Origin of the sequence: Streptomyces sp. SID3212 (assembly GCF_009865405.1) — a bacterium.
In the GTDB taxonomy this organism is placed as follows: domain Bacteria; phylum Actinomycetota; class Actinomycetes; order Streptomycetales; family Streptomycetaceae; genus Streptomyces.
On sequence record NZ_WWJY01001170.1, the window covers coordinates 1 to 12,957 of the forward strand.

Below are 12,957 nucleotides of genomic sequence, written 5' to 3' on the forward strand. Positions count from 1 at the left end.
CAAAATCAAGCCCGTCCGGCGATTGAGGACAGCCCTGACCGCAGCGCGGTCACCCAGGCGCGCGGCCCACCGGCCCCAGAACGCCCGTCCGGCGATTGAGGACAAAAAGGGCCCCGGCCCCGGCCGGTCTACGAGTCCGTCGGGCCCAGGGGAAACGCGTCCGTCGCCATCGAGTCCATCACCGGCGGCAACGGCCGCAGCGGTGGTGGCATCACCGCCGCCTCCGAGTGCCCCCCGCACCCGTACGCCAGCGACACCACATGCCCGTCCGCCGGCGAGAACTCGTTCGCGCAGACCCCGAACGCCTGTCTCAGCGACCCCGCCAGCGGCAGCAGGAAGCCGCACGACACGCACGGCGCCGGCGCCGCCTGTGCCATCGGGGTCTTCGCGCCGAAGCTCTCGTCCCAGCGGTCCGCCGCCAGGTGCAGTCCGTACCGGGACAGCACCCGCGCCCGGCGCATCCCGAGCTCCTCCGCGACCGCGGCGATCGTCCCCCGCGCCGTACCGGACGGCGCACCGGCGGAGGACTCCGGCGACCACTCCGCCTCCGACGCCTCCGACGCGTCAGGAGCGTCCAACGCGTCCGACGCCCCCGGCGCCTCCGCCTCCACCAGGTCCGCCAGATTCTGCGGCGTCACCCCCGACGCCACCACCGAATTCGGCGGCGCCGACTCCTCCGCGTTGTACCCGGGCTCCAGCCGCAGGTCCTCCGCCTCGGTCGGCAGCAGGTCCCCGGGGCCCATGTCGCCGGGACGGAGCCGTTCGCTCCACGGCACCCATTCGGGTGCCAGCAGGGAGTCCGGGCCCGGCAGCAGCACCGTCTCATCGAGCGTGACGAGCTTCGCGCGGGACGCGCGGGTGACCGTCACCGCCCAGCGCCAGCCGCGGTAGCCGGGCTCCTTGCATTCGAAGAAGTGGGTGACGACCCTGTCCCCGTCCGCCACCGCCGTCACATGTTCCCCGACAACACCGGGGAAGGCCGCCTCCTCGGCAGCCGACCGGGCGAGGTCTACCGCCTCGGCGCACAGACGGTCAGGGGTTCGGCTTCGCGTCGTCGCAGCACTCACAGGTCTCGCTTCTCTCCTACGCCGTCTCACGGGTGCGCCGGCCGAGTAGCGATGTACGAGCCGAGGGCGGAGCGGACCAGAGGGCCGCATCGACGTCCACGCCCGACCTCTTCCCGGGCACACCTACCGTCATCCATTCTGCGGGATGACGAAGAGGCGCGCGGCCGAGAACAACCGCCGGTGGCGCGCTACGCACGCTACCCCCTCTCTCGCCCCCCGCCCACCTGCACGCCGTCTTTCCCGCACTTCCGGCCACACCGCAACAATGCCGTAACCCTGGTGAGGCCGGGCGAGAGGCGGGTTGCGGCGAATTTCGGCCCACTCCGAGAGTTTCCGGCGCGTCAGCCCGGAATCCCCGATTCGGCGTGACCCACGCCGCCCCGCCCCGGCGGAGCACGCCCGCGTGACCGGATGAACACCCTCCGCCCTCCCGGTGACACCCACGGTGACACCCCCCGCTCCTCCGTCATGGCACTGTCACGGCCCCGTCATCGACGGGATCGGTTCGCTTCCCCTGCGGGTGGGGCACTATGACGGGGTGGCAGCCGCAAGGTCGTCCGACGACGCCGGCCCGCTCCGCAGGACGGGGCGGGCTGTCGGGCATGCCCTGCGCCTGCCGTTCACCGCCTCCGCCCGGGGCATCCGCAAGGCCACCCACGCGCACGGAGCGGGCGAGTCCGGGCTCGGCAAGCTGATCGAGCTGCACGCCGTGAACGGCGCCGGTGACGTCATGATCACCGTCGCCCTCGCGTCGACCGTCTTCTTCTCCGTACCGACCGACGAGGCACGCGGCCGCGTCGCCCTCTACCTCGCCGTCACCATGGCGCCCTTCACCCTGCTCGCCCCCGTCATCGGCCCCCTCCTCGACCGGGTCCCCCACGGCCGGCGCGCCGCGATGGCCGCCGCCATGCTGACCCGGGCCATCCTCGCCATCGCCATGTCCACGTTCGTGGCCACCGGCGGCCTGGAGCTGTATCCGGCGGCGCTGGGCGTGCTCGTGGCGTCCAAGGCGTACGGAGTGGTCCGCAGCGCCGTCGTACCGCGTCTCCTGCCCCCGAACTTCTCCCTCGTACGGGCCAACTCCCGGGTGACCCTCGCCGGGCTGCTGGCCACCGGTGTCGCTGCTCCGATCGGCGCGGGCCTCCAGATCGTCGGCCCGCAGTGGCCGCTGTACGGCGCGTGCCTGATCTTCACCGGCGGCACGATCCTGGCGTTCACGCTCCCGCACAAGGTCGACTCGGCGAAGGGCGAGCGGAAGGCGCAGCTGGTACGGCACGGCGAGAAGCGGCCCAGCCTGCGCTCGGTGGGACCCTCCGTCCTGCACGGGCTCCAGGCGAACGCCTCCCACCGCGCGCTGTCCGGCTTCCTGACCTTCTTCCTCGCCTTCCTGCTGCGCGAGCACCCCCTCGCGGGGCAGAGCGCCGCCGTCTCCCTGGGCATCGTGGGGGTCTCCGCCGGGGTGGGCAACGCCCTCGGTACGGCCGTGGGCTCGCTGCTCAAGTCGCGCGGGCCCGAGCTGATCATCGCCACGATGCTGGGGCTCGCCCTGACGGCGGCGATCTTCGCGGCCGTCTTCTTCGGCGGGCTCGCGGTGGCCGTGCTGGGCGCGGTGGCGGGGCTCACCCAGGCCCTGTCGAAGCTGTCGCTGGACGCGACGATCCAGCGGGACGTGCCGGAAGAGGTCCGTACGTCCGCCTTCGCGCGCTCCGAGACGCTCCTCCAGATGTCGTGGGTGGTGGGCGGCGCGATCGGGATCGCCCTGCCGCTGAACGGCTCGCTGGGCATGTCCGTCGCCGCGGGCATCATGGGGCTCGGCGCGCTGGCGGCCGTACGGGGGCTGATCCGCACCTCGCGACCCGCGCCGTCCCAGCACCTGGGGCAGCACGGCTGACCGGAGGGCCGACATCCGGACGTCCGGACATCCAGGGACGTCACGAGGGACCACGCCCCACCACCCCGCATGCCCGCCCCCGGCGCGGCGCGGACTCCGGCGACCGATAACCTTCGGCCCATGACCGTTGCGTTCTTCTCTGGTAGGGGCCGCCGGGCCGGCGTCGCCCTCGGCGCTGTGTCCGCCGGACTCCTCGTCCTCGCCGCCTGTGACAAGCCGACGCCGCTCGCGACCGTGACCGTCGGCGACGACTCGTGGAACAGCGGGGCGAACTGCTACAACGACGGCAACGCCATCGCGCAGAAGGACCTCCTGAACTGCGTGAAGAGGAAGGCGGAGAACACCGTCAAGGTGAACTCCACCGACGAGGTCCACCTCGGCGTCGAGCCGTCCATCGCGGACCACAGCTGGGCCGTCATCGTGGACGGCACGCCGGTCTTCGACGAGCCGACCAAGAAGACGTACCGCACGATGACGGCCGCCGCGTTCTTCGCCCCCGACCCGCAGACCGGCCAGCCCGCGCCCAAGACGCGCCAGGTCAGCTTCCTCAAGATCGACGGCAAGTCGTTCAGCGGCGTGTGGAACTTCACCTTCGAGAAGACCTCCTGAGTTCCGGGAAGACCTCCTGAATCAGGAAACCCTCCTCACCCCGTCCAGGACCCCGAAGCCGACCCGCCGGAGGCCCCCGCCATGCACGTGCTCGTAGTGACGGCGGTGGCGGCCGAGGCGGACGCCGTCGTCGCCGGACTCGCCGGATTCACCGCCCTCGGGCTGCGGGAGATGACGGGCGGGTACGAGTTGCGGGGCCACGCCCAGTACATGCCGCGCCCGGCGTCCGTGCGGATACCGGTCGTCGACGTCCTGGTGGGCGGGGTCGGCCCCGCCGCCTCCGCCGCGGCCACGGCGACCGCGCTCGCGTTCTCCACCTACGACCCGCCGTACGACCTGGTCGTCTCGACCGGCATCGGCGGCGGTTTCGTGCCCCACGCGCCCCTCGGCTCGCTCGTCGTCTCCGACGCGATCGTCGCCGCCGACCTGGGCGCCGAGACCCCCGACGGCTATGTGCCAGTGGACGAACTGGGCTTCGGCCGTACGGTCCACCGCCCCGCCCCCGCGCTGTCCGGACGGGTGGCGAAGCTGCTGGCCGCGGATCCGGCGGTCCGGGTGGTCCTCGCGCCGGTCCTCACCGTCTCCACCGTGACCGGGACGGCCGCCCGCGCGGCCGAACTGACCCGCCGTCACCCGCGCGCCGCCGCCGAGGCGATGGAGGGGTTCGGTGTCGCGGAGGCGGCGTCGGGGCACGAGATCCCCTGTCTGGAGATCCGGGCCGTCTCGAACGCGGTCGGCCCGCGCGACCGGGGCGCCTGGCAGATCGGCCCGGCGATGGACGCGCTGCGGTACGCGTTCGCCGCGCTCACCCCCGTCTTCGAGGAGTCGTCATGACGTCACAGCCTCAGCCCGCCACCGAAGCCAGGCCCGAAGCCGGACCCGCGTCCGGGCCAGCGTCCGGACCCGTGCCCGCCCGCCCGCTCGACATCGCGTACTCGCCCTGCCCCAACGACACCTTCGTCTTCGAGGCCTGGGCCCACGGCCGGGTGCCCGGCGCGCCCGGGCTCGACGTCACCTTCGCCGACATCGACATCACCAACGGCATGGCGGAGCGCGGCGAGTTCGACATCCTCAAGGTCTCGTACGCCGTCCTCCCGTACGTCCTCGACGAGTACGCGCTCCTCCCCTGCGGCGGCGCGCTGGGCCGGGGCTGCGGTCCGCTCGTGCTGACGAAGGAGGCCGGCACGGACCTCACCGGCAGGACCGTCGCCGTACCGAGCGAACGCTCCACCGCCTACCTGCTGTTCCGGCTGTGGGCGGCCGAGGTGGTCCCCGGCGGGGTGGGCGAGATCGTCGTCCTGCCGTTCCACGAGATCATGCCGGCGGTACGGGACGGCAAGGTGGACGCGGGCCTGGTCATCCACGAGGCGCGCTTCACGTACCAGAACTACGGGCTGCACTGCCTCGCCGACATGGGCGCGCACTGGGAGTCCACGACGGGGCTGCCGATCCCGCTCGGCGCGATCATCGCGAAGCGCTCGCTGGGCGCCGAGACCCTGCGTCTGCTCGCGGACGCGGCCCGTACGTCCGTACGGATGGCGTGGGACGACCCCGAGGTGTCACGGCCCTACGTCCTGGAGCACTCCCAGGAGATGGACCCGGCGGTCGCCGACCAGCACATCGGCCTGTACGTCAACGAGTTCACCGCCGACCTCGGCGAGGACGGGTACGCGGCGGTACGCGGCCTGCTCACGCGCGCCGCGGCCGAGGGGCTCGTACCGCCCCTCCGCCACGACGCGCTGCGGTTCGTCTGAGCCCTCAGCCGGTACGACCCCGCCCCGTCACACGTCCAGTTGGTCCGCCACCGCCCGCAACAGGCCCGCGATCTTCGACCCGTTGGCCTTGTCGGGGTACCGGCCGCGCTCCAGCATCGGGGTGATGTTCTCCAGAACCGTCGTCAGGTCCTGGACGATCGAGGCCAGTTCGTCGGGCTTGCGGCGCTGGGCCGCGGCGACCGAGGGCGTCGGGTCGAGGACCGTCACCGACAGCGCCTGGTCCCCGCGTTGACCGGCGACCACTCCGAACTCCACGCGCTGGCCGGGCTTGAGTGCGTCGACTCCGGCAGGGAGGACCGACGAGTGGACGAAGACGTCACCGCCGTCGTCACGGGAGAGAAAGCCGAAGCCCTTCTCGCTGTTGAACCACTTCACCTTGCCGGTAGGCACGTCTGTCCTCGTCCTCGTACTCATCGGTGCGCTGCCGCGCGCGAAAAACGGGTCTGAAACGGGTCTGGAACGGGTCTGGATAGCACTACAGACAGGTCTGAATAGCACTACAGCGGGTCGCCTGACCCGCCACCCCCAAGGCTAATGGTCCAGGCGCCGGTGACAAGACGTTGCCGGTCGGTTCCTGTCAGCTCCTGTTCCGCAGGGAACTACCCTGGTGACGTGACTGCTACTCCTGCACCCCGCACGGCTGCTCCCGCGTCCAGCGCGGCGGACGAGGCCGGCCCCGGCGACGGCCTGGTCCGGATCGGCGCGATCGTCTTCATCGTCGGCGCCGTGGCCACGCTGGCCACCGTGGCACCCCTGTTCTTCGACACCCGCCCGTTCCCGACCGCCGCGTACCTCGTCAGCATGCTGATGGGCGTCGGGTTCCTCATCGCGGGCGCGGGAGTCCTGCGTTCGGTGGCGGCCCAGCGCCGTCAGGCGCGGTCGGCGGCCGCCGAGGCGTCGTCGGCCACCGCCACCCCCGCCGCGTAGGTACCCTCCGCCACCCTCGCCGCGTAGGTACGCAGCCACGCGGGGAACGCCGTGAGGTCCGCCAGGACCACATCGGCCCCCGCCGCCCGCAGCTCCGCCTCGTCGCACGGCCCGGTCGGTACGGCGACGGACAGCGCGCCCGCCGCCCGCGCGCCCCGTACATCGCCCGTGTGGTCGCCCACGTAGACCGCCGCCCCGTGCGCGCGCAGCGCCTCCGCCTTGGCCTCCGCCCACAGCGAGCCGACCACGACGTCGGGCTCGATGCCGAGATGGGCGAGGTGGAGCTCGGCGTTCGGCTGGAACTTCGCGGTGACGACGATCGCCCGGCCGCCGGACGCCTGGACGGCGGCGACGGACTCCCGCGCGCCGGGCAGGGCCGTCGAGGGGGTGATGGCGAAGGCGGGATAGATCTGCCGGTAGCGGTCCCCCACTTCGGCGACGCGGTCCTGGGGGAACCAGTGCGCCAACTCCTGTTCGAGCGGCGGCCCGAGGCGGGTGATCGCGAGGTCGGCGTCGATCGGGACGCCGGTCTCGGCGGAGAGCTCCAGGAACGCGGCGCGGATGCCGGAGCGTGAGTCGACCAGGGTCATGTCGAGGTCGAAGCCGACGGTGAGCGCGGGCGGCGGGGTGAGGGAGGCCATGGGGCCCATTGTGCCCGGCGGCGGATGGCCGGAAAGGGCTGCTTAGACTTAGCCAAGCCTAACCATCCCTACGCCCACCGCACACGCCCACCGCACACGCCCACCGCTCACGTCTCCCGCTGACACCCCGACCTCCCGATTGGTTCCGATGCCGGCCGCCGCCGCCCCGCCGACCCCCCGTACCAGACACGCCCTGGTCACCCGCCGTATCGGCTGGACGGCCGCCGCCGTCGTCGCGCTCCTCGTCGCGGTCCTGCTGAGCCTCGCGGTCGGCGCCCGCGCGATCGCCCCCTCCACCGTGCTCGACGCGCTCCTGCACGGCGGTCACAGCGACGACGCCGAGGTCGTACGGCACCTGCGCGTGCCGCGCACCCTGATCGGGCTCATGGTGGGCGCCGCGCTCGCCCTCGCGGGCACCGTCCTCCAGGGCATCACCCGCAACCCCATCGCCGACCCGGGCATCCTCGGGATCAGCCAGGGCTCCTCGGTGGGTGTGGTCCTGGCGATCTCGGTCGTCGGCGTGCACACCCTCTCCGGGTACGTGTGGTTCGCCTTCGCCGGCGCGGCGCTGGCGTCGGTGGCGGTGTACGCGATCGCCTCCAGCGGCCGGGGCGGCGCCACGCCGATCAAGCTCGCGCTCGGGGGCGCCGCGATCAACGCGCTGCTGGTGTCGGTGACCCAGGGGGTGCTCACCACGGACGCGTCGACGCTGGACGAGTTCCGCTTCTGGCAGGTCGGGTCGCTCGCCGGGCGGGACACCGACGTGGTCCACCAGATCTGGCCGTTCCTGCTGCTCGGCGCCGTGCTGGTGGTGTCCGTGGCCCGTGGCCTGGACGCGCTGGCACTGGGCGAGGACGTGGCGAAGGGCCTGGGCCAGAACGTCGCGGTGGTACGGATCCTGGGCGGGCTCGGCGCGACCGTGCTCACCGGCGCGGGGGTGGCGGCGGCCGGTCCGATCGCGTTCGTGGGTCTCGCCGTACCGCACATCGCCCGCGCGATCGTCGGGACCGACCACCGCTGGCTGCTGCCGATGGCCGCGCTGATCGGCCCGGTGATGCTGCTGGTGTCGGACGTGATCGGGCGGATCGTCTTCCCGCCGGGCGAGGTCCCGGCGGGCGTGATGACGGCGCTGCTCGGCGTGCCGTTCCTGGTCGCTCTCGTACGCCGGAAGGCGGTGCCGGCATGACGGCGGTCGTGGAGAAGGCCCGCCCGGCCCGCCCCCGGGTCAGCCCTCCGGGGTATGCGGTCGTACGGGCCGGTCGCGGATCGTTCCTCCTGCACCGGCGGGCGGCCGGGGCGGCGGTGGCGCTGGCCGTGCTGCTGGCGGTGGTCTGCGTGACGTATCTGAGCGTGGGCGAGAGCTTCGTACCGCCGTCCGAAGTCCTGAAGGTGATCCTCGGGCAGCCGTCGCCGGACGAACTGGTCGTCGGGACGCTGCGGTTGCCGCGCATGGTGACCGGGCTGTTCGTCGGGCTGGCGTTCGGGGTCGCGGGCGCGCTGATCCAGACGGTCGCGCGCAATCCGCTGGCCAGTCCGGACATCATCGGCATCAGCCAGGGCGCGGGCGCGCTCACCGTCGGCGCGATGACGTTCGGCGTGACGTCGTACACGGCCCTCCCCTACCTGTCGGTCGTCGGCGGGATCGCGGCGGCGGCGCTCGTATACGTCTTCGCGTGGCGCGGCGGGCTGCACGCGACGCGTTTTGTGCTGATCGGCATCGGGTTCGCGATCGCGCTGCGGTCGGTGACGACGCTGTTCCTGACGAAGGGCGACTATCTGGTCGCCCAGCAGGCGCAGGTGTGGATGACCGGTTCGCTCAACGGCCGGGGCTGGGAGGAGGCCACGCCGCTGGGCTGGGTGCTGCTGGCGCTGCTGCCCGCCGTGGCGTGGGCGGCGTACGCGCAGCGGTCGGTGTCCCTGGACGACGACACGGCGACGGCGCTGGGGGTACGGCTCGGGGGCACCCGGCTCGGCCTGGTGCTGCTGGGCGTGGTCCTGGCGTCGGTGGCGACGGGGGCGGCGGGCCCGGTGGACTTCGTGGCGCTGCTGGCGCCGCAGATCGCGCGGCGGATGACCCGTACCGCGCAGATCCCGCTGCTGTGCTCGGCGCTGATGGGGGCGGTGATCGTCGTCCTGGCGGATCTGCTGGCCCGCAAGCTGTTCTCGCCGACGGAGCTGCCGGTGGGGGTGCTGACGGCGGCCGTGGGGGCGCCGTACTTGATCTGGTTGATCGTTCGAAGCCGTACCGCAGGAGGCACCGCATGAGCAGGCTCGTCGCCCGGGATCTGACACTCGCGTACGAGGACCGTACGGTCGTCCACGAGCTGCGACTGGCCGTCCCCGACGGGCGGGTGACGGTGATCGTCGGCCCGAACGCGTGCGGCAAGTCCACGACGCTGCGGGCGCTGGGGCGGCTGTTGAAGCCCCGGGGCGGGGCGGTGCTGCTGGACGGCGAGGAGCTGTCCCGTATCCCCACGAAACGGATCGCGCAGTCGATCGGCCTGCTGCCGCAGTCGCCGGTCGCCCCGGAGGCGATCACGGTCGCGGACCTGGTGTCGCGCGGCCGGCAGCCCCATCAGGCGTGGTGGCGGCAGTGGTCGGACGCGGACGAGCGCGCGGTGACGGACGCGATGGAACGTACGGACGTGACGGCACTCGCGGACCGGTCGGTGGACGAGCTGTCGGGCGGCCAGCGGCAGCGGGTGTGGATCGCGATGGCACTGGCGCAGGAGACGGACCTGCTGCTCCTGGACGAACCGACGACGTTCCTGGACATCGCGCACCAGGTGGAGGTCCTGGACCTGGTACGCCGCCTCAACCACGAACAGGGCCGCACGGTGGTGATCGTCCTGCACGACCTGAACCAGGCGGCCCGGTACGCGGACCACCTGGTGGCGATGAAGGAGGGCCGCGTGGTGGCGGAGGGCGAGCCCGGCGCGGTGGTGACGGCGGAGTTGGTACGGGAGGTCTTCGGCCTGGAGTCGGTGGTGGTCCCGGATCCGGTGACGGGGTCGCCCCTGGTGGTGCCGGGGGCGCCGTACCGGCCGGAGGGTCCGGACCGGGCGGGGAGTCCCGACCGGGCGGAGGGTCCGGAGGGGCCGGACCGGGCGGAGAATCCGGACTCGGCGGACACGGTCTAGCGGAGTCCGGGTGTCGTGCGCGGGAAGGCCCGGCGGTAGTCGCGCGGTGACACCCCGATCTGTTTGAGGAAGTGGTGGCGGAGGTTGTTGGCCGTGCCCAGGCCGCTCAGCTCGCCGACCTTCTCGATCGGGAGGTCCGTCGATTCCAGCAGGCCCTGGGCCCGCGCCAGGCGCTGGTCGAGGAGCCACTGGAGCGGAGTCGTCCCGGTGGCCGCCTGGAGCCGCCGGTAGAACGTCCGCCGGCTCATCGCGGCCCGCCGCGCCAGGTCCTCGACGGTCAGCGGCTGGTCCAGGCGGGCTCGGGCCCAGTCCAGTACGGGGCCCAGCCCCTTGTCGTCGCTCGGCGGGACGGACAGGTCGATGAACTGCGCCTGGCCGCCCGTCCGGTGAGCGGGCACCACCATCCGGCGGGCCAGCTGGTTGGCGACGTGCGCGCCGAGGTCACGGCGTACCAGATGGAGACAGAGGTCGAGTCCGGCGCTCAGCCCGGCACTCGTGAGCACGTCGCCGTCGTCCACGTACAGCACCGAGTCGTCGACGCGTACCTTCGGGTAGCGCGCGGCCAGTTGGGCCGTGTGCATCCAATGGGCCGTGGCCCGGCGCCCGTCGAGCAGCCCCGCCTCGGCGAGGGCGAAGGCGCCGGTACACAGGGAGACCATCCGGGCACCCGCGTCGCGGGCGTCGCGCAGGGCCGCGATCAGTGCCCGGGGCAGCGGTCTGCCCTCCTCCACGCAGGAGTCGGGCACCGAGGGCACGATGACCGTGTCGGCGCCGACGAGGTCCGCGAGCCCGTAGGGGGTCCGCAGCGCGATCCCGGTACCGGCCGGGACGCCGTCCTCCGATCGTTGCCCGCTTCCGCACAGCCGCAGGTCGTACCAGGTGTCGGCCAGGTCGGGCTGCGGCTTCCCGAAGACGGTGCAGGGGATGCTCAACTCGTACAGGTCCCAGGAGAGAACGTCGATGTCCTCGATCACGACCACGGCGACGGAACCAGCGCTCACGCCCCCGAGTCTGGCATGAATTTGGCGGTGGCCGTCATCGGTGTCACTGTATCCGGCCGCCACACCCTGCGAACTTGGCCAGTACGTGATGAACCGTCACGGACCCGCGTACGAAGGAGTTGTGGCATGAATTCCGATCGCCAAGCCGTGAGCGTTCTCGGACTGGGCTCGATGGGCTCGGCGCTGGCCGCCGCGCTGCTGGACAGCGGCCACCCGACCACCGTGTGGAACCGGACGGCGGACAAGGCCCGGCCGCTGGTCGACCGGGGCGCCCTGCCGGCCGCGACACCCGGGGAGGCGATCGCGGCGAGCCCGCTCGTCGTCGCCTGCGTACTGGACCACCAAGTGCTGCGCAGCCTCCTCGACCCGCTGGGCGGCTCCGTCGCCGGAAAGTCCCTGGTCAACCTCACCTCCGGCACCCCGGAGCAGGCACATGACACCCTCGCGTGGGCCCGGTCGCACGGCGCCGACCTGCTCGACGGCGCCGCCATGACCACTCCGCCGGGTGTCGGCAGCCCGGAGGTGATGTTCCTGTACAGCGGATCACGGGCGGTCTTCGACACCTACCGTCCGGCCCTGGCCGCCCTGGGCGATCCCCTGTACCTGGGTCCCGACGCCGGTACGGCCTCCCTCCACGACGCCGCTCTGCTCGGCCTCATGTGGTCCGCGATGACCGGCTGGCTGCACGGCACCGCGCTGGTCGGCGCCGAGAAGACGGAGGCCACGGCCTTCACCCCCCTGGCGATCCGCTGGCTGGGCACGGTGTCCGGGTTCCTGACCACGTACGCGTCCCAGGTGGACGCCGGCCGCTATCCGGGGGACGACGCCACCGTCGACGTACAGATCGCGGCCGTCGACCACCTCATCCACGCCTCGGCGGCCCGCGGCCTCCACAACGGCCTGCCGGAACTCCTGAAGGGCGCCATGGAGCGGGCCAGGGCCGCGGGCCACGGGTCCGACAGCTACGCGAGTGTGATCGAGGTGCTGCGGAATCCGGCGGGCGGGAGGTAACCGCCTCCCGATGCGGGCGGGGGGTGGAACCTCACGCCTGTCTGCGGGAGCGCCACAGCAGGTACAGCGCCGAGGCGATCGCCGCCGTCCGTATCACCACCGGGGTCGCGTCCGAGATCGCGGCGTTCCAGCCGCCCTCCGGGATCGTCTCGCCCCAGCGGCCGTTCGCGCGGCCCCAGAGCCAGAGCAGGCCGCCGGCCACCGTGACGCCCGGGAGGCCGAAGACCGCCCACTTCGCCGCCGCCGGGGAGAGCGCGCGGGAGGCGTACGCAAGGAGCCAGCCGCCCGCCAGGGCCAGCCAGGAGCCCAGGAACGCGCCCACGAGCAGGAGCCCGGCGGCGAGGAGCAGCAGGGGGTGGGAGCGGCGGACGGGCCTGGTGGTCGTCTCGGGTTCGGCCGCCTCCACGGCGGGCTCCTCGGCGCCGGCCTTGGCCCCGGTCCCCCGTTTCGTCAGTGCCCGCCACGCGCGGCGGCCCCTGGTCTGCGCCTCGGTCGCGTCACCGGCCTCGTCGTCCGCCTTGTCCTCGGGCTTCGGCGGCGGGACCAGTATCTCGGGGATCTCCACCCCGCCCACAAAACCCGGCACCCCGATCCCGCCCGTCGGGCCGTTGCCCATCGGGCCCGGTTCGATACGCCACCAGTCGGTCCTGTCGTTCGAGGACCCCACCTCGTCCATCCCCGCCAGGTGTGGTCCCCGGGATCCGAAGGAGGCGGAGGAGGCAGGGGATGTGGGGGATACGGGTGGGCCGGACGACTGGGCCGGGATCTGGGCTCCCGGCCCCGTACCCGAATCCGCGCCCTTGGCGGCCCGGCCGCCCCCCTTGCTCAGCCACCCGCCGGCCCGCCGCGCCCGCTGCTCCGGCACCACCGGAGCCGGGGGCGGCGGCGCGTACCC

The 12,957-nt window shown here is 72.9% G+C and carries 14 protein-coding genes; 9 read left to right on the forward strand and 5 right to left on the reverse strand.

Translation table 11 applies throughout. From position 1 onward, the window contains the following. Positions 1 to 128: 128 nt before the first annotated feature. Positions 129 to 1,067 (reverse strand): DUF3027 domain-containing protein, encoded by a 939-nt coding sequence (locus tag GT042_RS34825; protein WP_161312683.1) that lies wholly within the window; start codon positions 1,065 to 1,067, stop codon positions 129 to 131. Positions 1,068 to 1,605: 538 nt separating this feature from the next. Between GT042_RS34825 and GT042_RS34830 the strand changes: the two genes are divergently transcribed. From GT042_RS34830 to GT042_RS34845, 4 genes are all read left to right on the forward strand, one after another. Then, on the forward strand, positions 1,606 to 2,958 hold the full coding sequence (locus tag GT042_RS34830; protein ID WP_161312684.1) for an MFS transporter: 1,353 nt from the start codon (positions 1,606 to 1,608) through the stop codon (positions 2,956 to 2,958). Positions 2,959 to 3,078: 120 nt separating this feature from the next. Continuing rightward, the gene (locus GT042_RS34835) at positions 3,079 to 3,567 is read left to right on the forward strand and encodes a DUF2771 domain-containing protein (protein WP_161312685.1); all 489 of its coding nucleotides are present in this window, start codon (positions 3,079 to 3,081) and stop codon (positions 3,565 to 3,567) included. An 81-nt stretch (positions 3,568 to 3,648) separates the two neighbouring features. Continuing rightward, on the forward strand, positions 3,649 to 4,401 hold the full coding sequence (locus GT042_RS34840; RefSeq protein ID WP_161312686.1) for a futalosine hydrolase: 753 nt from the start codon (positions 3,649 to 3,651) through the stop codon (positions 4,399 to 4,401). A gap of 71 nt (positions 4,402 to 4,472) precedes the next feature. After that, complete coding sequence (locus GT042_RS34845) at positions 4,473 to 5,321, forward strand: 1,4-dihydroxy-6-naphthoate synthase (protein WP_161312694.1); 849 nt, start codon at positions 4,473 to 4,475, stop codon at positions 5,319 to 5,321. A 27-nt stretch (positions 5,322 to 5,348) separates the two neighbouring features. On the opposite strand, the gene GT042_RS40010 is transcribed toward GT042_RS34845, so the two are convergent. After that, complete coding sequence (locus tag GT042_RS40010) at positions 5,349 to 5,732, reverse strand: cold-shock protein (RefSeq protein WP_161312687.1); 384 nt, start codon at positions 5,730 to 5,732, stop codon at positions 5,349 to 5,351. A 222-nt stretch (positions 5,733 to 5,954) separates the two neighbouring features. On the opposite strand from GT042_RS40010, the gene GT042_RS34855 reads away from it, so the two are divergent. Continuing rightward, a complete protein-coding gene (locus tag GT042_RS34855) occupies positions 5,955 to 6,269 on the forward strand; it encodes a hypothetical protein (RefSeq protein WP_161312688.1) in 315 nt (104 codons plus the stop codon). Here the strand turns inward: GT042_RS34855 and GT042_RS34860 are convergent. Beyond that, entirely contained in the window at positions 6,212 to 6,910 is a 699-nt protein-coding gene (locus GT042_RS34860; RefSeq protein WP_161312689.1) for an HAD family hydrolase, read from the reverse strand. The two genes, GT042_RS34855 and GT042_RS34860, sit on opposite strands and share 58 nt — an antisense overlap. Positions 6,911 to 7,058: 148 nt before the next feature. On the opposite strand from GT042_RS34860, the gene GT042_RS34865 reads away from it, so the two are divergent. The 3 genes from GT042_RS34865 to GT042_RS34875 are packed head-to-tail and all read left to right on the forward strand — an operon-like array spanning position 7,059 to position 10,050. Further along, the gene (locus GT042_RS34865; protein WP_161312690.1) at positions 7,059 to 8,096 is read left to right on the forward strand and encodes an iron ABC transporter permease; all 1,038 of its coding nucleotides are present in this window, start codon (positions 7,059 to 7,061) and stop codon (positions 8,094 to 8,096) included. Continuing rightward, positions 8,093 to 9,175 (forward strand): iron ABC transporter permease, encoded by a 1,083-nt coding sequence (locus GT042_RS34870; protein ID WP_161312691.1) that lies wholly within the window; start codon positions 8,093 to 8,095, stop codon positions 9,173 to 9,175. Before GT042_RS34865 ends, GT042_RS34870 begins: the two co-directional genes overlap by 4 nt. Continuing rightward, positions 9,172 to 10,050, forward strand: coding sequence for an ABC transporter ATP-binding protein (locus GT042_RS34875; protein ID WP_237531501.1), 879 nt, complete (start codon positions 9,172 to 9,174; stop codon positions 10,048 to 10,050). Before GT042_RS34870 ends, GT042_RS34875 begins: the two co-directional genes overlap by 4 nt. Here the strand turns inward: GT042_RS34875 and GT042_RS34880 are convergent. Continuing rightward, positions 10,047 to 11,030, reverse strand: coding sequence for a helix-turn-helix domain-containing protein (locus tag GT042_RS34880; protein WP_161312695.1), 984 nt, complete (start codon positions 11,028 to 11,030; stop codon positions 10,047 to 10,049). The genes GT042_RS34875 and GT042_RS34880 overlap by 4 nt on opposite strands. Positions 11,031 to 11,177: 147 nt before the next feature. Here GT042_RS34880 and GT042_RS34885 point away from each other — a divergent pair, with 147 nt between their 5' ends. Continuing rightward, positions 11,178 to 12,062 carry an NAD(P)-binding domain-containing protein gene (locus tag GT042_RS34885; protein WP_161312692.1) on the forward strand — a complete coding sequence of 295 codons (885 nt, stop codon included), beginning with the start codon at positions 11,178 to 11,180 and terminating at the stop codon, positions 12,060 to 12,062. Between the two features lie 31 nt (positions 12,063 to 12,093). On the opposite strand, the gene GT042_RS34890 is transcribed toward GT042_RS34885, so the two are convergent. Further along, on the reverse strand, positions 12,094 to 12,957 hold an 864-nt coding region (locus GT042_RS34890; protein WP_237531503.1), incomplete at its 5' end, for a hypothetical protein.